At 44.5% G+C, this 24596-nt stretch carries 20 protein-coding genes and 1 pseudogene; 5 read left to right on the top strand and 16 right to left on the bottom strand.

What is annotated here, in order from left to right:
• Window positions 1-185: 185 nt before the first annotated feature.
• The 10 genes and pseudogenes from H9626_RS13420 to H9626_RS13375 all read right to left on the bottom strand — a co-directional run bounded on the left by H9626_RS13420 (window position 186) and on the right by H9626_RS13375 (window position 10409).
• Window positions 186-1409, bottom strand: a complete 1224-nt coding sequence (locus H9626_RS13420) for a PDZ domain-containing protein (protein WP_004309942.1) — start codon at window positions 1407-1409, stop codon at window positions 186-188.
• An 81-nt stretch (window positions 1410-1490) separates the two neighbouring features.
• Window positions 1491-1951 (bottom strand): annotated as a pseudogene (locus H9626_RS13415) (mobilization protein); the annotation flags it as partial.
• A gap of 78 nt (window positions 1952-2029) precedes the next feature.
• Window positions 2030-2215 carry a hypothetical protein gene (locus H9626_RS13410; protein WP_004309945.1) on the bottom strand — a complete coding sequence of 62 codons (186 nt, stop codon included), beginning with the start codon at window positions 2213-2215 and terminating at the stop codon, window positions 2030-2032.
• A 100-nt stretch (window positions 2216-2315) separates the two neighbouring features.
• Entirely contained in the window at window positions 2316-3719 is a 1404-nt protein-coding gene (locus H9626_RS13405) for a coiled-coil domain-containing protein (protein WP_032855982.1), read from the bottom strand.
• A 226-nt stretch (window positions 3720-3945) separates the two neighbouring features.
• Window positions 3946-4905, bottom strand: a complete 960-nt coding sequence (locus tag H9626_RS13400) for a DUF8464 domain-containing protein (protein ID WP_004309947.1) — start codon at window positions 4903-4905, stop codon at window positions 3946-3948.
• Window positions 4906-5110: 205 nt separating this feature from the next.
• Window positions 5111-6187, bottom strand: coding sequence for an AAA family ATPase (locus H9626_RS13395; protein WP_004309948.1), 1077 nt, complete (start codon window positions 6185-6187; stop codon window positions 5111-5113).
• Between the two features lie 14 nt (window positions 6188-6201).
• Window positions 6202-6510 (bottom strand): DUF3853 family protein, encoded by a 309-nt coding sequence (locus H9626_RS13390; protein ID WP_004309949.1) that lies wholly within the window; start codon window positions 6508-6510, stop codon window positions 6202-6204.
• A 223-nt stretch (window positions 6511-6733) separates the two neighbouring features.
• On the bottom strand, window positions 6734-7753 hold the full coding sequence (locus H9626_RS13385) for a hypothetical protein (RefSeq protein ID WP_004309950.1): 1020 nt from the start codon (window positions 7751-7753) through the stop codon (window positions 6734-6736).
• Between the two features lie 7 nt (window positions 7754-7760).
• Window positions 7761-9056 (bottom strand): PDDEXK nuclease domain-containing protein, encoded by a 1296-nt coding sequence (locus H9626_RS13380; protein WP_004309951.1) that lies wholly within the window; start codon window positions 9054-9056, stop codon window positions 7761-7763.
• A 69-nt stretch (window positions 9057-9125) separates the two neighbouring features.
• A complete protein-coding gene (locus H9626_RS13375) occupies window positions 9126-10409 on the bottom strand; it encodes a site-specific integrase (RefSeq protein WP_191710807.1) in 1284 nt (427 codons plus the stop codon).
• A gap of 461 nt (window positions 10410-10870) precedes the next feature.
• On the opposite strand from H9626_RS13375, the gene H9626_RS13370 reads away from it, so the two are divergent.
• The 3 genes from H9626_RS13370 to H9626_RS13360 are packed head-to-tail and all read left to right on the top strand — an operon-like array spanning window position 10871 to window position 14862.
• Window positions 10871-11788 carry a family 43 glycosylhydrolase gene (locus tag H9626_RS13370; RefSeq protein ID WP_225231012.1) on the top strand — a complete coding sequence of 306 codons (918 nt, stop codon included), beginning with the start codon at window positions 10871-10873 and terminating at the stop codon, window positions 11786-11788.
• A 25-nt stretch (window positions 11789-11813) separates the two neighbouring features.
• Window positions 11814-12809, top strand: a complete 996-nt coding sequence (locus H9626_RS13365; RefSeq protein ID WP_191710805.1) for a glycoside hydrolase family 43 protein — start codon at window positions 11814-11816, stop codon at window positions 12807-12809.
• Between the two features lie 16 nt (window positions 12810-12825).
• Window positions 12826-14862, top strand: coding sequence for a hypothetical protein (locus H9626_RS13360; protein ID WP_178257412.1), 2037 nt, complete (start codon window positions 12826-12828; stop codon window positions 14860-14862).
• 9 nt (window positions 14863-14871) lie between these two features.
• Here H9626_RS13360 and H9626_RS13355 read toward each other — a convergent pair whose 3' ends face one another.
• Genes H9626_RS13355 through H9626_RS13345 form a run of 3 tightly spaced genes read right to left on the bottom strand, consistent with a single transcriptional unit; the run spans window position 14872 to window position 17355 of the window.
• The gene (locus H9626_RS13355) at window positions 14872-15681 is read right to left on the bottom strand and encodes a metal ABC transporter permease (RefSeq protein WP_178257411.1); all 810 of its coding nucleotides are present in this window, start codon (window positions 15679-15681) and stop codon (window positions 14872-14874) included.
• Between the two features lie 17 nt (window positions 15682-15698).
• Window positions 15699-16121 (bottom strand): phospholipase, encoded by a 423-nt coding sequence (locus H9626_RS13350; protein ID WP_178257410.1) that lies wholly within the window; start codon window positions 16119-16121, stop codon window positions 15699-15701.
• Between the two features lie 4 nt (window positions 16122-16125).
• Complete coding sequence (locus tag H9626_RS13345) at window positions 16126-17355, bottom strand: 3-phosphoshikimate 1-carboxyvinyltransferase (protein WP_191710804.1); 1230 nt, start codon at window positions 17353-17355, stop codon at window positions 16126-16128.
• A gap of 44 nt (window positions 17356-17399) precedes the next feature.
• On the opposite strand from H9626_RS13345, the gene H9626_RS13340 reads away from it, so the two are divergent.
• Window positions 17400-17540: a hypothetical protein gene (locus tag H9626_RS13340; protein ID WP_191710803.1), complete on the top strand. Its 141-nt coding sequence runs from the start codon at window positions 17400-17402 to the stop codon at window positions 17538-17540.
• A 95-nt stretch (window positions 17541-17635) separates the two neighbouring features.
• On the opposite strand, the gene H9626_RS13335 is transcribed toward H9626_RS13340, so the two are convergent.
• From H9626_RS13335 to H9626_RS13325, 3 genes are read right to left on the bottom strand one after another with little or no spacing between them, the layout of a single operon-like run.
• Window positions 17636-18727, bottom strand: a complete 1092-nt coding sequence (locus tag H9626_RS13335; RefSeq protein ID WP_191710802.1) for a PepSY-associated TM helix domain-containing protein — start codon at window positions 18725-18727, stop codon at window positions 17636-17638.
• 34 nt (window positions 18728-18761) lie between these two features.
• On the bottom strand, window positions 18762-20207 hold the full coding sequence (locus H9626_RS13330) for a DUF4374 domain-containing protein (RefSeq protein ID WP_191710801.1): 1446 nt from the start codon (window positions 20205-20207) through the stop codon (window positions 18762-18764).
• A 46-nt stretch (window positions 20208-20253) separates the two neighbouring features.
• On the bottom strand, window positions 20254-22680 hold the full coding sequence (locus H9626_RS13325; RefSeq protein ID WP_225231011.1) for a TonB-dependent receptor: 2427 nt from the start codon (window positions 22678-22680) through the stop codon (window positions 20254-20256).
• Window positions 22681-22984: 304 nt separating this feature from the next.
• Between H9626_RS13325 and H9626_RS13320 the strand changes: the two genes are divergently transcribed.
• Window positions 22985-24289, top strand: coding sequence for a hemolysin family protein (locus H9626_RS13320; RefSeq protein ID WP_178257405.1), 1305 nt, complete (start codon window positions 22985-22987; stop codon window positions 24287-24289).
• The last annotated feature ends 307 nt before the right edge of the window (window positions 24290-24596 follow it).

Below are 24596 nucleotides of genomic sequence, written 5' to 3'. Positions count from 1 at the left end.
TCATAACTTGGCTTTTTGGACGTAAAGTTAATGATGGAAGTTGGAGACGAAAATACGTGGTTTACCGAATGCTTACGAAATAATTGCTAAAACCATATCTATACGGATATACGGTATACATACAAGTAAAGAGCAAAAAGTGTTTATTCCCCTTTGCTCTTTACTATTCTTTTCTATGATACACGTTATTCGCTTTCTCTTGTTACGTTAAATGTCTGCCTTTTCCCGTTGCGTTCTATTTCTAAAGTAAGACTGTTAGTCTGCTGAACATATTTCTCTAATTTCCCGTTTGATACGGACATTGCATTTACACTTACCGTTCCGTTATTAACAGCAATTACCTTATCTCCTAACATTAACCCTGTTTTTTCTGCCGGTCCGTTTATTTCCAATGCAGTGATACAGATACTACCGTTACGAATATTAATACCTAACCCAAGTGCAGGAAATCCGTTGCAATCATTTAAAAGTGTATTAGTCCGTTGTTTGATATACAGATTTTCACCGGCAAGTATAAAATTCATCTTGCCTGCAAAAAGATTTCCTGCGACATTTTTATTTATCGAAGGGATATAATCCAACACACAATTCGGAACAGCCACGCCATTGCAATACATTGTAATTCCGCTGAACTCGGCAATCGTGTCTGTCAATCCCTCCCGGCGGAAATTAACATATTTTCTCGGGACATGATGCTGCCGTAATTTCTCATAAACATCTTTATCTATTATAACATCATAATTCGAGCCTAAGTCCAACATCAAGTTCAAGCTATCTGTCTGCTCGCTGCAAAGCGGTAAATTGTTTACACCATCTTCAACTAAAGTAAATCCAGTTGTTTCTTGTTTTAGTTTTTCTTTGTTTTTAAGCGAGAATATGGTCATTTCATTATTATCCATATCGAACTTCCAAACCATATTTTCCATTATGGTACGTCCCAATACTGGACGGTAAAGCGCATTGTACATACCATTATCTTTGGGGACTGACGTGAAAATAACCTTTTCCAGTGTACAATCTCCAAGAGTGATATTATTCACTCTGTATAGTTTTGAAAAATAGACTTGTTTGTAAAAATTAAATGTCGGCATCGGTTTCCTTCTCCAATATTCCGCTCCATACAGGTCAAGTGTTTCTTGTTTGGCAAGAGATGTAGAAGCTTGCGTGTCGAATAAAAGCGTATCAGTATATAGACCGTTTACGGTAGCGGCTACTCCAAAATAACCGTTCGGGTCACGAATTATTTGAGAGGTTTGATAGAAAACAGAATCAACGTTTTCAACAATTTTATCTTGGTTAGCATGAAATTGGTAAGTCCAAACGACTAAATAAACAAAGTATGCAAGAACTATAATGAGTAGGATAAGCAATACTTTAAGTGAATTACTAATAATCTTTTTAAGTTCCATATAATGACAATTTATAATAAATGTATGCAAAGGTATAAACTTATTGCTTTGCATTATGAATTTTAACCAATTAATAACCATTTATAATTTAATGCCTCTATTTTTCGGTTCACTTAGTGTTCTTTGGATGCTATGCCGCAGCTTACCAAACTGTTCCTTGAACCAGTCTCCAATTGGCTGTTTGTTTATGGTTAGCACGAGTTTGCTACTATCGGTTGGACTTTGTTCTACCTTGAAGATATCATTCTTGATGTCAAACTTCCGTCTGTGTTCTTCGGAATAAATCCTGCCGTTGCATCTGATAGCCTCTTTCTTCGTCAGGAGGCTTTCTATCATTTCTTTGGTGAAGCCGATGGTAGCGCACAACTTTTCCATTCTCAGCATCTCCCTGAGCATCGGAAACCACTTGAAAGCCTTTTCAAGCAGGATATTCAGCCGTGATATTTCCTGTCTCTGGCTTCAAGTTCCTGATTGTGTATTCCTTGCAGATTGCGTATCTGCTTGCCGTGCTGTTCTTGCATGAGTTGCATTTGGGCTTTCAAGAATAGTTGCTTTGACCGTAATTTGAAATAATACACAATGAAATTGTTGTCTATTTCCATTTCCCGCTTATGCCTTGATTATTTTTTCTTTTGTTTATAAACAGTCAAGAGAATTGCCAATGCACTAAAAATAACACCGAAAATCAGTCCAAGAGCTACTCCGATTTTAATATTTCCAATACTTGCACCTATTGCTGTACCAAGCATAAGTCCTAATGCAATAATCGGCCCGCTAATCAAATAGTATTTGTGTTTATTATTCATACTGATTCTATTAAATTATTCTTTGGGGTGCAAAGTTAAGTAAAAAAGAGCAAATCCGCATGGGTAAATTGCTCTTTTTACTATTAAAATGAATTAGCAATTACAGCTTGAATCCTCTATTCTTTTTGGGTTCTTCAATGGCCTCTTTCCTGCCATGCCGCAATTTGCCAAGCTGTTCTTTGAACCATTCGCCAATTGGCTGCATGTTAATGGTCAGTACCAGTTTGGTGTCATCGGTCGGATTCTTTTCCACCTTGAAAATATCATTCTTGATGTCAAACTTCCGTCTGTGTTCTTCGGAATAAATCCTGCCATTGCACCTGATAGCCTCTTTCTTGGTCAGGAGGCTCTCTATCATTTCTTTGGTGAAGCCGATGGCAGCACACAATTTTTCCATTCTCAACATCTCCTTGAGCATCGGAAACCACTTGAAAGCCTTTTCAAGCAAGGTATTCAGCCGTGATATTTCCTTGTCTTTGGCTTCAAGTTCCTGATTGTGTATTCCTTGAAGATTGCGTATCTGCTTGCCGTGCTGTTCCTGCATACGTTGCATTTGGGCTTTCAAGTCATCAATGCCCTTGTCCCGTTTGGCAATTTCCTGACGCAATTCGTCATTGGATTGCTCCAGTTTCTTCATTTTCCCGCTGCCGAAAAGAGAACCCACTCCGCTTGCTATGACAGTGGCAGCATCGGTAGCCGCGCTTTTGAGCTTGTCCGTGCGTATCTCCGATTTTACCTGTCTGAGTTCCTGTTCTGCAAGGTTTACCTGCTGTTCCTTATGCCGCTTTATGGCTTCTATGCGTTGCAGTTCGGCTTTCTGTTTCTCAATGATGAAGTCGTTCCGTTCCAGATGTTCTTTGCCTGTTACGGCTTTTGACTTACCACGCTCCATCAGAAGGATGTCGGATGCCAAGGTCTGCATCTGCATCATGTCATCGTCATTGAGTTTGCGGCTCTTGCCTGTATCGTGGTTCATCCAGTCAAATACGATATGCGCATGGTAATTCGGCTTGAACCACCTTTCGCCAACCTTGAAACTCTCCCTGTCCTCCTGGTCAGGCTGTCCATTCAGCCAATGCCCTTCGTCTTTGTGCAGGAAGATTTGGAGCGGTGTAATGCCCCAGCGTTTTTGGCACTCCTCGCCAAATTTATGCACATCTGCCAGTGTCGTGTCCTGTCTGACGAGCAACACGCCCTCACGTATGGGTGAACATCCTGCCACTTTGATAATCTTGCCGTTCTTCCCTTTGCGCTCACGCTCTTTTTCCTGCATGGCACGACCAGTCTTTTCCTTGACCATCCGTTTGATGTCCTCATAGTGCGCCTGCAATTCGGGATTGCCGAAGTCCGGGTTTATCCACTGCTCGTTATTCGCAGAGAGTTCGGATACCACATATACCTTGGATTTTCCGATGTTGCGCATATACTCGGCAGTTCTCCGGTTATGAGCCTCGCTTGATGCCACATTGCAAGGCTTGATATGTATGCTTGATTTTGTTGCCATCTTTTTAGATTCTAATTGAGTTGTTTATTAAATCTGTTTGTTGCTTTCCGCGCATATCCGCAAGGGGTTCTTAGGGGTGTAACCCATGAGCGGAGTTTCCAAAGAGAGGGTCACTCTTTGGTTGGGTTGCATAGGGCTGAAAGCCCTTGCCGGGTTTTTAGGGCAGCGTCCTAAGCCCCTCGGGAGAGCCCACAACTACGCAAGCGAAGCGTGTAGTTATAGTGGGCTATAACCGGAAGCCTTTCGGTTTCTTGGATAGCGTATCATTCATCTTTCTGACGGATTGCATTTGCTCTTTTCCATCAGCCATGCGCTTCTGCAAATACTCGTTCAGGTCTTTGCATCCGCAGTAGATTTGGGAAGCGTCCCGTATATGCCGGGTGTTGTCGTATTCCTTTCGGATTTGCTGCAGGGCTTCCATTCCTGCACGGTCATTGTCAAAAAAGCAGTGGATGCGCTCATATCTTCCCAACGGATAAAGTGCTTTGGAAACATTGGCAACAGAGTTCAGAACCATGTAATCCTGCCTGTCGAAATCAGGGTATTGCGGACAGCTTTCGAGCCGTAGGGTCAGAAATGAGAGGTAGTCCATAAATCCCTCGAAAACGAAACACGTGCCCTTTGGCTCTCCCGACTGTCTGATGTGGGATATTTCCTTCGGTGCGATACAGCCCTTGAAATATCGGTTGCGGATTTCATAGCCGCCCGACATGTTGGGAAACGCAATGGCGAAGTACCGTTTGCCGTTGTGCGTAAACCGCGCTTCCTTACATTCTTTTTTCGCCAGTACCGGATTTATTCCCCTTTCCTGCAAGTAAGCGAGCAAGGCAGGAGAAGAAAGCGGCACGATTTCCAACTGTTGGAAACTCGGCTCTGTAAATGACTGCTTGCGAAAAGAGAAAGAAACGGGGCGCACGTGCGGTGCCTGTTCCTCTATGCGTTTCAAAAGGTACGGCACGCTGTCCGTTGCATAGAGGTGCGAAGCCAGCGCGATGATGTTGCCGCCCTTGCCGAGCGCAAAATCATACCATTGGTTCCGCTCGGTGTTCACCTTGAACGAGGCTTCGGTTTCTTCCCTGAACGGCGATTTGTACCAAAGATTGATGCCCTGCCGCTTCACCGGGCTATATCCCAAGCTGTGCAGGTATTCTTCCAGTCTGATTTGTTTTGCTGTCTGTATGTCCATAAATGATTGTCTTTATCGGTTATTGTTTGTTTTTCTTTTCGCCAGTACCTGTTTATAGGTTACTGGCTATATAACCACTTCACTTTATTGTCGTATATATAGGATACGGCTTAAAGTGAAGCGGTTTGGTGTGTCCCTCAACCACTTCGCTTTATCCTAATATATAGACCCGGAGAATAAAGTGAAGTGATTGCGGAGAAGCGTGTCAATAGTGGAAATCCGGTTCGTACCTGTACTTTCTGCCGTTTTCCTGCACTATCATCCGCTTGTTCTTCAACACTGTGATGAGTTTGACCAGCTTGTTGTCGCTTAACGGAACACCCACCAAGGCATACGACTCTTTCAATGCTTTGCTCAGTTCCTTATATCCGTATTCGTCCTGCAACGAAAATGCTGCTTCCAGTGCTATCCGGTGTTGTTGCTCGGAAATGTCCTTGCAGGCATCGAACCTTTCGCCTTGGGGTCTGCCGGGTGTTTTGGCTTCTGTCTGGTAATCCTCCATCAGTTCAGGCAGTGCCCTGTCATTGACGCGGAAGGCAAACGGCTCGAAGTCCATTGCACGGATGTGCATGGCGGAAACCTTGCTTATGTCCCCGTTGCTCTTGTCCTTTTCAACAAGTAGCACGGTTTCAGCCTTGTTGTTCAGTTCCGTGCCGATATGTCCCCTCGCGTTCTCATCGCCCTTGTTCTGGTGGAGTATCGTATGGATATGTATCTGCCTGTCGTCCGTCCACTGCATCAGTTTCGATATGATGCGCGTCGATTCACTGGGGCTGTTGATGTCATACACCATGTCACGGATACCGTCTATCACCACCAGACCAAGGTTCGGCGTATGGTAGATTGCCTGTTCGACAATCCTTATGCGCTGCTCCGGCGTGTATTTCCGCAGGGCAAGGAACTCAAGGTTCTCGTTATCCCTGTCATCGGGCAGCCCTGCCATGCGCATGATGCGTTCCATCACATTCAGGCAGTGGTGAGGGCTTTGCTCCGTATCCACGTAAAGCACTTTCCGTTTGGCTTCGGGCAGTTCAGCCGCATACCGGAGTACCGTGCCGTTCTTCAATGCCGCTGCCACGATAGCCGACACATTGAATGTCTTCTTGCTCTTGGCTTTTCCGATGGATGCGCTGAAATTTCCCAACGTGCCGATTACAGAACCTTTCACGCTGAGGATTTCGGGCGCTTTCTCGTATTTTCCCGACAGGCTCAGCCGTGAGGCTTGCCAGAGGATTACCGCCTGTTCGTCCGATATTTCCCGGATGTCTTTCATATAGTCCATAGCGATTCCTCCCGTTATTTGCGTCCGCCTGTTTTCTTTCCTGCCAGTTCAAGGGCAAGTTCCGCGTCCACGATAATCTTGCGCCCTATCTGAGTGATAGCCTTGTCTATCTTTCCGCTTTTCTTTATGCGGTTGGCGGTAGGCAGGCTGCACCCGAACAGCTTGGCTATGCCGAGTATTCCGTACACATATTTCCTGCTTGTGTCCGTTACGGGCTGCGGCTGCGCTTCTGTCTGACCGGAAGCGTGCCTGCTTAACATGATGAACTCTTCGCCTGTCATCTGCCAGACGGGTTTGGATAATAATTCTTGGATATTTGTCATCGTCCAATCTAATTAGTCGTTAAACAATCAGCCCTGCGCACTGGCTGTTATTTCTGTTCTCGAACGATGCAAAATTAGGTATGGTTATGGGTGGTAAGGATGGGGACGGTATAATCCGAATATCGCTGTATCTTATTGAATATCAGAAAATAAAAATACCACTCAAAAATAAATTTGAGTGGTAAAAGTGGAACTTTCGTAAAATATCAGGATATGTCACCGATTATCTGAATATATGTTCCATTTCTTTAGCGAATTTCTGGTTGCTGTCACTCGGAAAATCGGAAACAGGCTCCTTGTACTTTGACTTGTAGTAGCTATCGTCAATATCCAGCAGTCCCAGTATTCCGGCTTTCCATTTTTCCCTGTCCTGTTTGGGGAGTTTCTCGCCCATCAGAAATATCAGATAGCATACACGTATTTTCTCTCTCGGTTTGATTTTCAGCTTGCAGTTACAGGGGTGCAGATTCATATTGGCATAGAAATCCGGTGCGGAAATCTCTTCGAACTGTTCTCCAACACATACCTCATGAATGAGCGAAAGCAATTTCATGCTGAAATACTCTTGTTGTTCATCCGTCGTTTCCTGCTGACTGATTGGCTTGCCCGGCTCGTCCTGTCGTTTCCCGTCAGGAATGTATTTCTTCAATATATCCAGAAAAAGGCAGCTTTGGCGGTATATGTCCGCACAACGGTTCTTCATATATTGGAATGCCTTTTTTCTTGCTGCCTTTTGCAGGTCATAGAGTTCGTTCAGTTTGGCTCTTTCCTTGTCGTATTCAGCCTTGCAGCGTTCATATTCTTTCTCTGCCTGCTTTTCTTCTTCGGCTGTATGTTCCCTGTAGCCAATGGAATCATACCTGTTGTTGGCTTCATTCAGCGGCTTGCTCAAGCTTCTTGTAACATCCAGTTGGGCTTCAATTTCAAGGGAATACCTTTCCATGTGTCGATAGCAAGCACGCTCTACGGCACTGTCACTTATGGGACGTGTTTCATAGGCCTGTATGCTCTTTTCAATTTCGGTTTTCAGGCTGTTGAGTATCAAGGTGTATTGTTCTTTTTGCCTGTCAAGCACCAGTTCAAGGATAGCTGCCTCAAAAGACTTCATGTCATTGTATTCCTGACAGAAATCAAAAATGAATTTCTGCCTGTCGAAAGAGAAAACGTAATTGTCTATATAGTCCCTGTATATTCTGTTGAGTTCCCCGTATCGGGGAATCATCGTCTGTATATTGTCTGCCATAGGTACCTTACTTTTGCTTGTTCTTTTCTTTGTCAAAAAGCATAGTCAGTTCTTCTTCCACCTGTTCTATGCTCGGCAACGCCGATTTTAGGTTCTCCGGCACAGCCTTGCTGAGCTGATAGTCACTGATGCCGATAGGCTGGTCATAGCCTGTCAGCGCATATTGTGCTACAATCTCATCCTTACCCTTGCACAACAGCAGCCCGATGGTCTTGTTGTCGTTCTCTCCCCTCAGCTTGTCATCCACTACATTGATGTAGAAGTTCAACTGTCCGGCGTATTCCGGTTTGAACGGGGTGGCTTTCAGTTCCACAACCACATAGGCATGAAGCTTTATGTTGTACAGAATCAGGTCGGCATAGAAATCGCTGTCGCCAATCTGGAAATGCTTCTGTCTTGCGACAAAGGCGAATCCGTTGCCCATTTCCAAGAGATAACGGGTAACGTGCTTCACCAGTTGTTCCTCTATGTCCCTTTCGTCCGCACGTTCTTTGGCTCCTGCCAAGTCAAAGATATACGGGTCTTTCAACAGGTAGTTGGCAAGGTCGCTTTGGGGTGCAGGAAGCGTGGTGGTAAAATTATTGACCTTGCAGCTGTTGATTTGCCTTTCGTACAATTTGCTTTCAATCTGCATTTTAAGGACATTGCTGCTCCAGCCCATTTCCACGGATTGCTTCATATACCAGTAATCGACACCTAACGGAAGGGAACTGTTCAGCAGAATCACATGGCTTGCCCAATTGATTCTTGCGACAGGTGATGCCAGGAACAGTTTTTCCATGTCCTCAATCGGTACTTGATAAATGGCGGCTACTGTTTGGACTACATCCTGAATTTGTGCAAGAGGTTCTTGCACAATTACAATTTCCTTATTGTCTGAGGATTGAATTTGCGCAAGAGGCTCTTGCGTAAATGTCATATTGTTCAGGCTTTGAAGTTCATCCGTGATTTTCTGCACACTTGGAGTAAGTAATTTCGCATCGGTTTCTATAAAACTCCGTAATGCGCCCAATGGATAGGAGCGTGCGAACTGGCACATATAAGCCAAGTTCCTGACCGAATATCCTTTCTTTTCGGGATAATTGAACCGTATCGCTTGCGCCAGTTTCTTGATGACCTTGCCGCCCCAGCCTTGCAGGTTCTGATGGTACAATATGTAATTGCCCATCTTCCAGTAATGGAACAGCATCTGCGCATTGGCTGCACTGATGAGCCGGACTTGCGCCTGTTCAATTTCTGACCCGATGGCATTGACAAAAGCATCGAAACTTCTTTTCTCTATATTGTTATCGTTGTTGCTCATTGTTGTATGTATTGAAAGTTACAAAGATAAGCCCAATAACAGGCATCCCGTGAAACTTGCTGATTGTTTTTATAGTTGGTTGAATTTGTTCATTGCATTTGCCTTGATGTCATCTGCGATGTCAATGTAAGGTTTCATGGCTTTATAGTCGCTGTGTCCCGTCCATTTCATGACCACTTGTGCCGGGATACCGAGTGCCAAGGCGTTACAAATGAATGTCCTTCGTCCGGCGTGAGTGCTTAACAGTGCGTATTTAGGCGTCACTTCATCTATACGCTCATTTCCTTTATAATATGTTTCCCTTACAGGCTCATTGATTTCGGCAAGCTCGCCCAACTCTTTCAGATAATCATTCATTTTCTGATTGCTGATGACTGGCAGTGCCATGTTGTTTTCAAAGTGAATGTCCTTGTATTTTTCAAGTATGGCTTTGCTGTATTTATTCAGTTCAATGTTCAGGCTGTCTGCCGTTTTAATAGTAGTAACTTCTATGTGGTCGGATTTGACATCACTTCGCTTCAAGTTATGGACATCTGAATACCTTAGACTTGTGAAACAACAGAACAGGAAAACATCTCTGACACGTTCCAAATATTGTTTGTCTTTGGGTATCTGATAGTCTTTCAGTCTATTCAATTCGTCCCATGTCAGAAAGATTATCTTCTTTGAGGTGGTTTTCAATTTCGGCTTGAATGTATCAAATGTAATGTTTTGATTATATCCTTTCTTGAAACTCCATCGCAGGAACCATTTGAGGAATCCCATCTGTTTGCTGATGGTACTGTTTCTCATGTCTTTCTTGTCACGCAAGAAGTTTACATACTCGTTTAGTCCGAACTCATCGAAATACTCAAAAGTCACATCTTCTTTGAACTCTTTTAGGTGATTTTTTACGGCTGCAAATTTTTCGTATGTGGATTCTGTCCAGTTGTTCTGATTACCACATTCCTTAACAAACTCATCAAATACCTCCCAAAAACTTATTTTAGTATCTTCTTGTTGCTCCTCGCTGCCATTTTTCATTCGCAGATTGAATGCTTCTTTCAATTGTTGGGTGGTCGGCATGGTTTCCTGTACCTCAAATTCTTTGAACACGTTTTGAATTTCAGCATAGTATCTTAGCAAATCAGCATTGATTTCAGATGCGCTTTGCTTTAATTTATTGGTACATCCGTTCTTTACACGCTGCTTGTCGGTATCCCACTTGGCTATATCAATGCGGTAGCCGGTTGTAAACTCGATGCGATGGCTTGCGTATATGACACGCATACGGATGGGTACGTTCTCCACGATTGGAACGCCGTTCTTTTTGCGGCTTTCAGGTGCAAAAATGATGTTTCGTTTGATGTTCATGACTGGGTGTATTTGAAATTCTGCACCCAAATATACACCCCAAAATTGAAATAGCGAGCGATATTCGATAATATTTAGATTTAATTATGATTGTAATAAGTTGGTTATTAATAGGTATTTGCAATTGTGTGATATTTTGAGATAGTACAGGTTCAAGAGCCTGTCTCTCCGCTTCCAATAATAAGAACCGCTGAAAGTTCAGCGGTTCTTTTGTTTTTATATCCTATGTTTGTTCCGCCCGAATCGGGGTACAATCATGCTTTCGGGTCGGACGAAAATCTCATAATCTCTGTTGGAAAGCCCTTAATAGACTTATTTTGGTCAGATTGTTTCATGATTTGCTTCTTTTGTCGCCATTTGTTTTTGATATGTATGCTACATTTGTAATGTACAATTAAAACATGATGAATATGCAAATAAAACTTTTGTTACTTTCTTTTCTGTCGTATTCGGCGGGGCTGATGGCAGAAAATACTTATACAAATCCGGTTGTGGATTATAGTTTGCCTGACCCTTCTGTTATTAAGGGAGACGACGGGTATTATTATCTTTATGCTACGGAAGACATTCGGAACCTGCCGATACACCGTTCGAAAGATTTAGTGAATTGGGAGCTGGTAGGCACAGCTTTTACTGACGAAACCCGTCCTGACTTTGAACCTAAAGGGGGACTGTGGGCTCCCGACATTAATAAGATAGGCGATAAATATGTGCTTTACTACTCCATGTCGGTATGGGGTGGCGAATGGACTTGCGGAATCGGTTGTGCGGTGGCTGATACTCCGGCAGGGAAGTTTAATGATTGTGGGATGATGTTCCGCAGTAATGGGATAAATGTCCAAAATTCAATCGACCCTTTTTATATAGAAGACGGCGGAAAGAAGTATCTGTTTTGGGGAAGTTTTCACGGAATATATGGCATCGAATTGTCGGATGACGGTTTGAAAGTGAAAGAAGGGGCTAAGCCGGTACAGGTGGCAGGTGATGCGTACGAAGGGACATACATTCATAAGCGCGACGGATATTATTATTTGTTTGCTTCGATAGGGCGATGCTGCGAGGGCATAAAGAGTACCTATACCACGGTGGTAGGACGTTCTGATAAACTTTTCGGCCCTTATCTTGACAAGCAAGGGAGAAGCATGTCGGATAATCATCATGAAGTCCTGATTCAAAAGAATGAAAGTTTTGTAGGAACCGGACATAATTCGGAAATTGTAACCGATAAAGCCGGTGACGATTGGATGTTCTATCATGCAGTCAAAGTGTCAGACCCGGATGGTCGTGTGCTGATGTTGGATAAAATAGTTTGGGAGGACGATTGGCCTTCTGTAAAAACAAATTCTCCGTCATTGGAATCAGAGAAACCGGTATTGTAGTAGGATTAAAGATAATTGGAAATTAATGAAATATCAATATTTATTAGGTATAGTGGCGTGTAGCGCTGTATTGTCAGGGTGCTCGTCGGGTACTGCGAAAAAGCAAGTTGCAGAAAGTGATGGCGAAGAGATTGCTTTTGCCGATCCTACGATTATCAGGGAGAACGGAAAGTATTATCTGACGGGTACTGGTGACAACCACCCTCAAGGATTTACGATGTTAGAGTCTGCCGATTTAAGAACATGGCAGGTGATGACGGGCGATTCTGTCCAATATTTATTAAAAGAAGGTGATAACGTTTTTGGTGACAAAGGCTTTTGGGCTCCACAGTGGTTTAGAGACGGAACTCGTTGTTATCTGACTTATACGGCGAATGAACAAACCGTATTGGCAGAAGCCGATTCGTGGAAAGGTCCTTTTGTGCAGAACACCGTAAAACCGATAGACGGCAGTGAAAAGAACATCGATTCGTTTCTTTTTAAAGACGATGATAGAAAATATTATTTGTATCACGTCCGTTTTAATCACGGAAACCATATTTGGGTAGGCGAATTCGATTTGCAAAAGAGAGCAATCAAACCGGAAACACTGAAAAAGTGTTTAGACTGTACAGAGGCGTGGGAGAATACGCCGAACTATGTATCCGATCCCATAATGGAAGGTCCTACTGTAATAAAGCTGGATGGAGTTTATTATTTGTTTTATTCGGCAAATCATTTTATGAATATTGATTATGCTGTAGGCTATGCTACTGCTTCTTCTCCTTTAGGGCCGTGGAAGAAATACAGTGGCAATCCGATTATCCATCGTGATATAGTAAAGGAAAACGGAACCGGACACGGGGATATTTTTACCGATTCTGTTGGGAAGTACTATTATGTTTATCATGTACATGCTTCCGATACCGCAGTGTCTCCCCGTAAAACACGCATTGTTCCTTTGCATCTCAAGAAAAGTGACGCGGGAATTTATGATATTTCCGTTAATGCGAATGAAGTAATTAAACCTTATAAAAAATAAAGAAAACACAGAGCTTATGATTTTGAAGAAAGTATTTTGTAGCGTTGTTTTGCTGGCAGGTACATTAGGAGCGAGTGCCATTGAGTATACTCCGGTTAATGTGACGGCGTCCATCTCATTGAAAGTTCCGGGAAACAACGCAGTACGTTATCCGTTAACATTTCAGGAACTTCGTCAGAGTGAATTCAATTATCAGTTGGTAAGCAATGAAAAACTGCCCGTAATGATTTATCAGAAAGTTTCGGGGGATGAAGATACGAAACGGATTACCTTATTTATTGTGGCATCAGAGGATGTTTATTTCAACTATGGCGAAGAGATAAAGAGCGGAGCAAAGCATGATGATTGTTTGTTTTATATGCCCGGTTTCTGGTATCGGCGCAACTTACGTTCTCCGAAGGAAGCTCCTTCTTTCCATACTTCGGACAGCTGGACGGTGCGAGAGGACCGTTTGAGTAGTCCGATGACTACCATCTTTGATGAAAAAAACAACAAATCGTGGTCGGTAGCCCGGTTGGATAAGTTTGAAACGGATGCATTGACTACCCATAAGGAGGGCGAAGTAATACTTTCCGGAAAAACATCGGTGGGCTATACGGGATTTGAGAATAACGGAGGAATAGCGGCACTTTCGTTTGGATTTCCGTATCGCGAAACTCCTAAAACGTATATTCGTAAACTGACGTTGGCTCCGTCGGTTGAGGCATATCAGTATCTTGCCAAAGGAGAAAGCATGACGTTGACGTGGGAAATCAATGAAAACGCGCCGACTGATTTCTCTGACTGCGTGAAACAGGCATGGGAATATTGTTACGACTTGTACAAGCCTGTTCCGGTAGAAACGCCTTATACCGATGAGATTATGAAAGACGTGTTAAGCAATTTTTTTGTAGAAAGTTTCGTAAGTGATACGCCGGCTAAATATTATTCGGGAGTTGAGTTGCGTACGGCAGACTGTGAAAAGCTGGATGTGGCAGAAGTGGGTTTCGTAGGACGTACCTTACTGAATGCTTTCAACGCTTTAGAGTACGGCGAAGCCAAACATCGCAACGATTTGGTTGCCAACGCCAATGCTATATTCGATTCGTATCTGGAACATGGTTTCTCTGATGCCGGTTTTTTCCATGAGGTTATTCATTATAAACGCAACGGGGCAGAACCTGTACATAGCATCCGCCGGCAGTCGGAGGGAGTATATGCTGCTCTGTATTATTTAAATTACGAGAAACAGCAAGGGCGCAAGCATCCTGAATGGGAAAATCGGCTGAAGGGTATGCTTGATACTTTCTTACGTTTGCAGAATGCAGACGGAAGTTTTCCGCGCAAGTTTAACGATGATTTATCGGTAGTAGATAAGAGCGGAGGAAGTACGCCGTCTGCCACTTTGCCTTTGGTGATGGGATCTAAATATTTTAAAGATAAGCGTTACTTAGAGTCGGCAAAACGTTCGGTGGCTTATCTGGAAAACGAACTGATTTCGAAAGCCGACTATTTCTCTTCTACGCTTGATGCGAATTGCGAGGATAAAGAGGCGTCGCTTTATGCTTCCACTGCTGCTTATTATCTGGCATTGGCTACCAAAGGAGAAGAACGGTCACATTATGCAGAGCTGGCGAAAAAGGCTGCCTATTTTGCTTTGTCGTGGTATTATACGTGGGATGTTCCGTTTGCCAAAGGTCAGATGCTGGGCGACATTGGTTTGAAAACACGCGGATGGGGAAATGTTTCGGTAGAAAATAACCACATTGATGTTTTTGTATTCGATTTTGCCGATGTGCTTCGCTGGTTGTCGGAGGTATATGACGAACCGAGGTTTGCCGATTTTGCCGATGTGATCAGTTCGTCAATGCGCCAGTTATTGCCTTACGAGGGACATTTATGCGGCATTGCCAAAAAAGGATTTTATCCGGAAGTGGTTCAGCACACGAATTGGGATTACGGAAAGAATGGCAAGGGTTATTACAACGATATCTTTGCTCCGGGATGGGTAGTTGCCTCTTTGTGGGAGTTACTTTCGCCGGGACGTGCCGAACAGTTTATCGGCGGTAAATAACCGTAACCCTTACCGGAACTGTTTATAGAGTTTGGCTCCGGTATATATTAAGATAGACACAAATATGATGGCTGCTCCTGAGGGTACTTGTAGCTGGTAAGACAGCAAAAGCCCTCCGAGGCAGCCTATATAGCCTATAAGGATAGACAGCCCGATGATGCGCTTGAAGCTGTATGTAAACAGGTTGGCAGTCATTTGCGGAAGTGTGAGCAGCGAGATGGCAAGCACGATGCCTACCATGCGCAGACATGCCACGATGGTGAGGGCGATGAACATCATGAGGATGTATTCGAACAAGGCTACGGGCATTTGTTGCGAGCGTGCAAATTCGCGGTCGAAAGCGATGGCGATGATGGGACGCATGAAGAGCGTGAAAAATGCGATAAGCACGATGCTCAGTATCGCCAGTATCCAAATGTCTCCCTGCGTAATGGTCAGAATATTCCCGAACAGGTATGAAGAAAGGTCGGGCGTGAAACCCGGTGCAAGGAAACTGAATATAATTCCGATTGCCATACCGAATGTCCAGAACACGGCGATGGCGGAATCTTCGCGCATGTCGCTCCGTTTGCTGAGCCATTCTACCCCGAACGCCGACAGTGTAGAAAATACCGCAGCCGCCAATAGGGGAGAGATACCCGTGTAAAGACCGATGCCGATGCCACCGAACGAGGCGTGGGTTATTCCGCCACTGATGAAAACCAGCCGGCGTGTAACGATGTAAGTGCCTATGATTCCGCAGGCGATGCTGGCAAACAGGCTTCCCAACAGGGCGTGCTGGAAGAATGTATATTGGAATAGTTCAAGTAAATTACTCATCGTTAGTTTCTGTCGATTCAGTTTTTAAATCTTCTTTCTCCTACTATCAGGAAAAGCTCGTCTTTCAGTTCGTCAGGCAGTTCCACGTTGCGCAGTTGCAGGCTGCGACACCATCCGGCCACCTCTTCTTCTTTCATGGTATACATTATTTCCCTGAACTCGTCAATCTCTTTTTCGGAATATCCGTCCGACGGACGTCCCTTGAAGCGGTCCAGTTCTTCATCGTCGTAATACTCTATCTCTTTGCTTACGGCGGCAAGCAGGCTTTCTTTTTCGCACACTTCATGCTGTCCGCAACATTCGCTGTCTACCGTTATAACGGGGGGAGCTTCTTTCAGTTCGCCGCGGTCGATTTTCTTTTGAATCTTTCGGTTATAGGCGTAACCCACCGCCAGTCCGAATAAAACCACTCCTATCAGTATGACAATCAGTATTCCCATAACGTTATTCTTCTATGATGCCAAATCCGGCTGCCGACAGGTTTTCCCAATAGTGTGGATAAGATTTGCTCACCACTTCGGGATGGTTGATGCGTAAGTTTTTCAGGCGGAGGATTGCCGGAGCAAATGCCATCGCCATGCGGTGGTCTTCGTACGTGTCGATGGCAGGATTGGTGTCTGCTTCACACCGTTCCCCTTCCCACGATAGTTCCGAGCCGTTGTTTTCTGTCAGTACATAGCCTAATTTTTTCATTTCCGCCATCAGTGCGCTGATGCGGTCGGTTTCTTTTATTTTCAGACTTTGCAATCCGGTGAAGCGGAAAGGTACGTTTAACATCGCACACGTAACCACGAAGGTCTGTGCCAAATCGGGCTGGTTGATGAAATCGTACTCCAAGCGCGATACGGTTTCCCCTTCTTTCCGTAATATTACCTCGTCTGACAGATACGTAGTGCTTACTCCTAACAGCCCGAACAGCTCCGCCACCTTTGAGTCGCCCTGCAAGCTGTGTTCCGACAGGCGGGGTAACCGTACGGCAGCCTGCTCTGAAAGGGATACTATCTCATACCAATACGAGGCTGCACTCCAGTCGCTTTCTACCGTAAAGCGGCGGGGCTGGTACCCTCCGGTGTCTACCTTCAGCCGGTTATTGTCCGTCCATTGCGCTTTTGCGCCAAACTGCCGCATGAGTTCCAGCGTCAGGTCGATGTAAGGGCGCGATATGATGTCGCCCGTAAGCGTCAGTTGCAGGCCTTTTTTTTGTGTGGGAGCTATCATCAGCAAGGCAGAGATGTATTGCGAACTGACGTTACCCGGCAGAGAGATTTCGCTGCCTGTCAGTTGTCGCCCGTTGATTTTCAAGGGGGGATATCCTTCGTTTTTCGTATACTCTATTTCAGCTCCCAAAGAGCGTAGCGCGTCTACCAAAATCCGGATGGGGCGTTGTTGCATCCGTTCCGTCCCCGTAATGACGTGTGTACCTTCGGTCACAGCTAAATAAGCCGTGAGAAAGCGCATTGCCGTTCCTGCCGCATGGATGTCGATGGTAGGCGGCATGTTGGTGAGCGCACGTATCATCACTTGCGTGTCGTCGCAGTCCGAAAGGTTTTCCGGCTGGGTATTCCCGTGGGCAAGCGCATTGATGATTAACGCACGGTTACAAATGCTTTTCGAAGAAGGCAGTTGGATGGTTACATCTATCTGTTTGGGCGGAATTAACTGTATACGCTTCATGGTGTGTTGCAAATAGTCATTACAATATGCAAAGATAACGAAATATGTATAAACAAGACAGGAGCCCGGCTGATTTTTATAAGAAGCCGATTAAAGACTCTTCTTACGGGTATGGAAACGGCTCTGAAACGCTTCCCATAGAACAGGGCAACGCTATGGGTAGCGTTGAGTGGTTTATCGGGTAGAAACAGGAAGTCTATGCGGTTGCGTTTTCCGAAGAAAAGCGAATGCTGTATTTGCTTGTTGTTCAAGTAAATACAGCACTGCAAGAAAAAAGGATTCAGATGTAATGTTTTCGCTTCATCCACAAGTAATAACCGCTTAGCGGCAAAACGCCTCCGATTAGTGCGGCTATAAAATAAAGTATTTTGGTAATCATGCCTCCCCAGCTTCCGGTATGGACGGCGTAAAACCACCCTTTCAGGGTTTGCGAGGGGGGCAACTCCTTGTAACGGGTAATCTTTTTTATTTCTCCCGTCTGCTGATTAAACGTAACGCGGTCTGTTTTGCGCATCGATGAATGGGGGTAAGGCGATACTTGTGCATTACCGATAGCTAAGGTAATGTTTTGGTAGGCCGGATAACGGTTTTGTAATTCATGGAATACGTTATCCCATACGTTATAGTCGAACGCTTGTTTTTTACCGGTCTGTTTGCCGTTAGCCTTGCCCGGAGCAGATGTTTGCTGCTGTCCGCCTCCGAAAAGCGAGTAAGCAGCCGTTCGATACCATCCGAACGACCACGTCAGTCCGGTCAGCGCCATTATCAGTAAGAAAATAGTGGCGTAAAATCCCAATGAAACGTGGCTGTCGTACCAAAAACGTCTCCACCCCTTGCTGTATGAAACCTTCAGCCGGTTTTTCAATGCTTTCCGGTTGCGCGGAATCCATACGATGAGTCCGCTGACGAGGATAAATACCATAACGAGTGTGGTTATGCCCACCACGACTTTCCCCACCGACTTTTCGCCTTTTTGTGCGGGAGGGTTCATTAACCACCGGTGCAGCTTGCGCATGGTTTGAAAGAACGGATAACTCTTGGTCCATCCGTTTACATTGCCCGTGTAAGGGTTTACGCTCAACGTCCTCCGCCCGGCATTTTTAAAACTTGCCATGCACACGCCGTCCGCCTCTCCCGGCATTTGCAAGGAAGACAGTGAAAGCGAATCCGGCATCTGCTCACGGATGCGGGCAGCAATTTCGGAAGGCTGTAAAAATTTGGTTTGAGGCTCCGAACGGTATAAATGTGGGTTGAGTGCCTGTGTGATGTCTTGCTCGAAAACGAGTGCTGCCCCCGACAGGCAAATGACCGAAATCAATATGCCCGTCGGGACAGCCAACCAGAGATGGAGTTTTCTGTATATTTTATTCATCTTATTCAGAGTCTGTAATCAGTGTTTTGCCCAATTATTTGGACGAAGACAGAACTCCCAGTGCAGCAACACTGTCGACCGACTTGATGCTCAATCCGGCAGTGGCAGTAGCCGTAGCAGGGTCTATTCGATAGATGGTCGTAGTAGTTCCGTCGGTCATGACCACAGGGATATAAGCGTACCCCTTGTCGCTGCAAGGCGTACCGAAGCTGGAAAGAACGCTTGCATCAGGCAGTCCGGTAACAACGGTCAGCGTCTGGTCTTCACCTTTGAATATAGCCAACTCGTTACGTTTGGCAGAAGTGCCCGCCATGCCTTCTGCGCCGTCGCTATACATTTGAAGCAAGAAGTAATCTTCAGTGATGTGCCAGCAGCGGAACATCGGGTTATGGTTGCCCTGCAATTCAAGATTAACATAGTAACTGTCATCAAATTCGGTTTCTCCCGCCTTGATGCGTGCCACTCCCGAAGGAAGTTGCCCTTGAACGCGATAAAGCGTATGCGTTTGTCCGGTATTGGTGTCGGTGACAGTCGTTTCAGCCGTTGTGGTACGTCCGTATCCGGGAGAGAACACATAAAGGTCGCCGTTATCCGCTGCCCAGATAGTCTGATAATACTGTGAGCGCATACGTCCGCTGGCAAACCCAATCTTGTTCGTGCGGGCGATGACAGGCGTTTCATTGAAATCATCTCCGCTGTAAATTGCTATGAACGCACTGTCGGGATATTGCGTGGTAGGTATCATGCCGGCAGTGTACTGTCCGGAACCTTGACCGCCACTATGATCTGTAATGAGTTTGACATCTGAAATCAATTCCGGATAAGTGTTGACAGCATAATGGCTCATTCCCATCGGTACAACCGAAGTATACAGGCGGTCATTGGCTTCTACGAATCCGGCAAAGCTGACACGTTCTCCGTTTCCGAGGAAGTTTTCGGCTATATGACTGCCCGTTTTCGAGCTGCCGTCGTTTGCATTCAGGTAATTGAACTGAAGGTAGTAAGCATAATTGCCTTCGCCGTCGTTTTCAGCAGTTCCGGCATTGGTTGAGGCTGTAATCACATTGTCTCCCCATGTACCGTAAGTGGTAGTGCGGTTATAGGTATATTGGCGCGCTTCTTCGATAGTACCCGAAGAGTTCAGGCGGTAAGAAAATCCCGTACCTGCATTACCGTCGTTATATTGGAAGTTAAACAGATAATTCTCACGGTAGAATATCCAGTTTGAGCCCGATTCGGTTTCCGTTCCGTTTCCTCTTCCGGTCACTTCGCCTTCGTCCAGCGATTCGGCAGTAAGCAGATAAGCCGCATCGTCTGCTATTGCTGCTATTACGTAGCGGCGAATGCTTTCTTCGGTATTATCATCCTTGTTGTCATTACCGTTATTGCTGTTAGGCTCGTTATTGTCGCTGCAAGCGGTGAAAATACTGCCGAAAGCCATTGCTGCGGCAAGTGTCCATACGAAATTGTTCTTTTTCATTGGTCGAATGGTTTTGTAGGAATTAATATTGCTTTATTTATATGTTTTAGTTTCCGAAATGCACCTTGAATTTGCCATAAAAAGCGCGTCCGGCTTTCTGAAGGCTGAAGTTGTCATACAGTTTCTCGTTGGTAAAGTTTCTGCATTCGAGAGAAAAACTGTATCGTCCGTTCTTTATCGAATAACCGAGAACAAGGTTATGCGACAGTTGGTCGGGTACACGGCTTTTCGTGGTCGGGTCTCCCAGCGCTTCCCAGTAGAGCGGGAACTCATGCTGGTAGTAACCATCGTACCCAATCGTTAGCGTATTTCCTTCGCGGAATAAATCATGCCAAGCAAAGTTTGCATCGAAATTGGCAAACGTATAAGGCTGGTTGGGAATGCGCTGTCCGTAGCTGACGCTTTCTTGTAACGTGTTTCCGGCACGGTATCGTTCGTCATCGCGGGCATTGATGTTGTTGAATGTTCCTCCGATATTAAACCATCGGTCATAATTGTATCGGAGTGAGATGTTGAATCCTTTCGTTTTTACCCGTCCGTGGTTTTCGTAAATACCGTAACTCATGCCTCCTATGGCATCCAGTCCGCGTTTGATGTAATCTTTGGTATCGCGATATATCACACTGCCTTCCAAATAAAGCCCGTGTTTTCCGAACTGACGACCGTAGCTGAGGTTGAAATTAACGTTATCGCTCTGTTCCGGTCGCAGATTGGTTTTACCCGCTTCAAGGTCTTCGTCTCCGAAAAGCTCATCGGTAGTAGGGAGCCGATAGGCTTTCTCATACGACAGTTTAGCCTGAAGGTCTTTGATGATAAAGTATGTTCCCGCAACTCCATACCCTAATGAGCTTGTGTGTCTTGACAGATTGATGTAATCTCCTACGCCGTCATCGTTTTGCGACACAGGACCTTTATTATATTGGTTATAGTATTTCCCGAAAACAGATAAGTTCCATTTCTCCGAAGGCATCAGCCGGTAAGATAATCCGGTGATGTTTTTTCTTGTGATTTTAGGAATATCAAAGCTGGAGATTTTAGAACTTCCTCCCACGTAAGAGCGTGTAGTGCGCTTAAACGTACTGATAACATGATTCAGCGTAAATGTATGTGCCGTACCAATGCGATAGTTGGCTGTAAATGTTCCGTTCCAGTTCATGTTTTTCGATTCGTTGTTCTGATACGATTGTTCGCCGGGAGTTCCGGTGTATTTGCGCTGTCCTAACCAGTTGTATTTATAGGCAGCCGTATCAATGTTATGGGTGATGTTATGATTGTAGTTGGCATTCGCAATGACGTCCAGCCCCTTCACAAATAAATTATGTTTGCTATACTCTATCGACGGAACGAAAGAATGTCCTTTGCGATGCTTTTGTCCGAATACGATATATTGGTAAACTCCTGTTTGTATCTCTTTATAGAAATTGCTGTATGTAAAGTTCAGCATCAATCGGTCGGCCCATTTTTTGTCTACCACACCGATTTTCCCGATAATCGCTTCGTTGTGAAATTGGTCGTTGAAGCGTTTTACGTGATATATTTTACTGCGGTCGGTACTTTCTGTTACGCCATCTTCGCTGAATTCCGTAATGTAATTGTCTATGTAGTAATTGTTGTCCGAAAAGTTTTGAAAGGCATTGACCTCATAAGTCAGCCCGTTTTTAAACGTCTGACCGAAGTGGACGTATGATTTATGGGTATTGAATGAACCGTACGAATACGACGCATCAAGAAACCAGTTGCGGCGTTTCTTGTTTGTTACGATATTGATTACTCCTCCCAAAGCGTCTGTGCCGAAACCTACGGGTACTACACCTTTATAAACCTCTATGCGCTCGGCAAAGTTTACTGGTATGTTATTGAGCCCGAATGCAGTTCCTGTACCTTCTTGCGGAACACCGTCTATAAATACTTTTACGTGTTTTCCGCTGAACCCGTCTAACATTAATTGCATATCCGAGCCCACTCCGCCTGACTCGCGGAGTTTTATTCCGGGTAACTTTTGAAGAGCTTCACTTAAGTTTTTAGTTGTATTGTGCATTTCTTTTGCATCTAATGCTACGGCGTTGAAAGCCGAACGCTTTACACGCCCCACTCCGTTTGAGACAATCACTACTTCGTCCAATTCAGTTTCTTCTGTTTCCAGTTCGATGTTGCGCCTTATGGGATTGTCTTTGCTGATTTCAATTTTTCTTTCATAAGTCTGATAGCCGATGGCAGATACCGCCAGTGTGTACGTTCCGGCAGGAGCATTGAGATAATACATCCCCTTTTCGTCGGTAGTACATCCGTATTGCGTGCCTTTTAAATAGACAGTTGCAAAATCGATGATGCTTTTATCTGTCGAAGTCACTCTGCCTATTAAAGTAAAATGGATACGATTGGAGGCATGTTTATGATGCCGTTGGGCGGTAGACGGGAATATACATATTATACATAAAAATGTTAAAGTGAAGTGTTTTAATTTAGTTTCCAATGTCGTTTGTTTTTATATAGGTTTTATATCTGATTATTTCGCTGCAAAGGTAGAGGTATATCAAAGCTGCCGCAATCGCAAATAATCGGTATTTTTGAGATGAAACATCCTGTCGTTTCTAACAAGATGTTGGTATATTTTATTTGCTCATTCCTCTTGCTGATACGGATTGAGAGATGTAAAGCGCTTAAATTTTGCTCCTTTTCCGGTAAAATACAATGTGTTAAAACTATATAATTGTAAAGTTCAGTTTTTTAATACTATGAACATTATTTTAATTTTGCCCCAAACATTAAGTATTTATATGGATGAAATAATAATTATTATCGGTCTGATAGTACTGAACGGTATCTTTGCCATGTCCGAGGTGGCATTAATATCAGCCCGTAAGTCTCGGCTTTCAACAGACGCAAAAAAAGGCAGCAAATCTGCTCGTGTAGCACTTAACTTGGCAAATGAACCCGACCGCTTTCTTTCTACTGTCCAAATAGGCATTACGCTGATTGGTATTCTGACGGGTATTTATTCTGGAAACAAAATAGCGGAAGAGCTTGCCCGCTATATGATTACGTGGGGAGTCCCCGCGGCTTATGCTCCTGCTACGGCGCAGGTTACTATTGTAGTGATTGTTACTTATCTTTCTATTATTTTTGGTGAACTCGTGCCCAAGCGCATCGGATTGGGAATAGCCGAAAAAGCTGCCAAAGCCGTTGCCCGTCCTATGAGCTTTTTGGCTAAGATTGCTTTACCTTTTGTTTGGTTGCTTTCAAAGAGTACGGAATTCATCTTTAATTGTTTAGGAATCAAAGAATCGGATAGCAAGGTTACAGAAGAGGAAATCAAGTCGATGATTCAAGAAGGAGCGGAGGACGGAGAAGTACAGCCGGTAGAGCAAGACATTGTTCAGCGCGTATTTTTATTAGGCGACTTGAAGGTCGGTTCTATTATGACGCATAAAAACGAGATTGCGTGGCTGGATACTTCTATGAACGCCCACGATGTAAGAGAGGTTCTGGCAAAGCAGATGTTTGAATTTTACCCGATAGCCGACGGAGATTTAGATCATGTGAAAGGGGTTGTCGACCTGAAAGATTTGGTTTTGCACCTGCATGAACCGGATTTCGATTTAAATAAGTTGACCCACGAACCGGTGTTCTTTCATGAAAACATGAATGTTTATAAGGCTTTGGAACAGATGAAAGCCCAGAAAATAAGCAGAGCATTGGTTTGTGATGAGTTTGGTACTTGTATGGGTATCATTACATTGCGCGATATACTCGAAGGGTTGGTTGGCTCGATGGAAGTAGGCGGTGAAGAACCGGATATTATCAAACGGGTTAATAATGACGGATGGTTGGTGGATGGTCAATGTCCTTTATATGACTTCTTGTGTTATTTCGACCGTCAGGAGCTGTTCGAAAACTCAGATTATCATACGTTGGGTGGGTTGATTCTCGACCGTTTGCAGCATGTGCCGCAAAGTGGAGAAACAATGCAATGGAATGGTTTTGTTTTCGAAATAGTTGATATGGATGGGGCGCGTATTGATAAAGTGTTGGTTACGACCCCGGAGTCGCCTCAAGATGAAATAAAGCAATTAGAAAATTGATAAATCATTTTTATAATCTTAGCCTCTTCATTCGGTAAAATTCCGCTGAAGAGGCATTTTTTATACCCTGTTTTCTCACTTCCAAAAACGCAAGCCGAAGCGTTGCCTGTTCCTACCGCATGGAATAGGTGACGCTCCGAATAGAAATTTTTGTCCTTTCGGATAGAAATTTCGCCGTGTTTGTGCCGCATAAATAAATGTAATCGCGTACGCCCGTATATATAGATGTACGGTTTTTCCTTCTTCTCGGCTTCCCTTCCAAAAAGTTTCCGTTGTAAAACCCTGTTTTACAGCATATTTTCCACAA

This window comes from Phocaeicola faecium (assembly GCF_014837055.1).
Classification (GTDB): domain Bacteria; phylum Bacteroidota; class Bacteroidia; order Bacteroidales; family Bacteroidaceae; genus Phocaeicola; species Phocaeicola gallinarum.
Note: the sequence above shows the minus strand (reverse complement) of the source record. Positions and strands in the feature narration are given on the sequence as shown.

Bases quoted from the DNA above. Each gene is read 5' to 3' on its own strand.
- H9626_RS13360 (WP_178257412.1), top strand. From the start codon at position 12,826: ATGATTTTGAAGAAAGTATTTTGTAGCGTTGTTTTGCTGGCAGGTACA.
- H9626_RS13385 (WP_004309950.1), bottom strand. From the start codon at position 7,753: ATGGCAGACAATATACAGACGATGATTCCCCGATACGGGGAACTCAAC.
- H9626_RS13340 (WP_191710803.1), top strand. From the start codon at position 17,400: ATGTATAAACAAGACAGGAGCCCGGCTGATTTTTATAAGAAGCCGATT.
- H9626_RS13375 (WP_191710807.1), bottom strand. From the start codon at position 10,409: ATGAACATCAAACGAAACATCATTTTTGCACCTGAAAGCCGCAAAAAG.
- H9626_RS13350 (WP_178257410.1), bottom strand. From the start codon at position 16,121: ATGGGAATACTGATTGTCATACTGATAGGAGTGGTTTTATTCGGACTG.
- H9626_RS13395 (WP_004309948.1), bottom strand. From the start codon at position 6,187: ATGGACTATATGAAAGACATCCGGGAAATATCGGACGAACAGGCGGTA.
- H9626_RS13335 (WP_191710802.1), bottom strand. From the start codon at position 18,727: ATGAATAAAATATACAGAAAACTCCATCTCTGGTTGGCTGTCCCGACG.
- H9626_RS13355 (WP_178257411.1), bottom strand. From the start codon at position 15,681: ATGAGTAATTTACTTGAACTATTCCAATATACATTCTTCCAGCACGCC.
- H9626_RS13400 (WP_004309947.1), bottom strand. From the start codon at position 4,905: ATGGACATACAGACAGCAAAACAAATCAGACTGGAAGAATACCTGCAC.
- H9626_RS13405 (WP_032855982.1), bottom strand. From the start codon at position 3,719: ATGGCAACAAAATCAAGCATACATATCAAGCCTTGCAATGTGGCATCA.
- H9626_RS13390 (WP_004309949.1), bottom strand. From the start codon at position 6,510: ATGACAAATATCCAAGAATTATTATCCAAACCCGTCTGGCAGATGACA.
- H9626_RS13410 (WP_004309945.1), bottom strand. From the start codon at position 2,215: ATGAATAATAAACACAAATACTATTTGATTAGCGGGCCGATTATTGCA.
- H9626_RS13320 (WP_178257405.1), top strand. From the start codon at position 22,985: ATGGATGAAATAATAATTATTATCGGTCTGATAGTACTGAACGGTATC.
- H9626_RS13330 (WP_191710801.1), bottom strand. From the start codon at position 20,207: ATGAAAAAGAACAATTTCGTATGGACACTTGCCGCAGCAATGGCTTTC.
- H9626_RS13345 (WP_191710804.1), bottom strand. From the start codon at position 17,355: ATGAAGCGTATACAGTTAATTCCGCCCAAACAGATAGATGTAACCATC.
- H9626_RS13380 (WP_004309951.1), bottom strand. From the start codon at position 9,056: ATGAGCAACAACGATAACAATATAGAGAAAAGAAGTTTCGATGCTTTT.
- H9626_RS13365 (WP_191710805.1), top strand. From the start codon at position 11,814: ATGAAATATCAATATTTATTAGGTATAGTGGCGTGTAGCGCTGTATTG.
- H9626_RS13420 (WP_004309942.1), bottom strand. From the start codon at position 1,409: ATGGAACTTAAAAAGATTATTAGTAATTCACTTAAAGTATTGCTTATC.
- H9626_RS13370 (WP_225231012.1), top strand. From the start codon at position 10,871: ATGGCAGAAAATACTTATACAAATCCGGTTGTGGATTATAGTTTGCCT.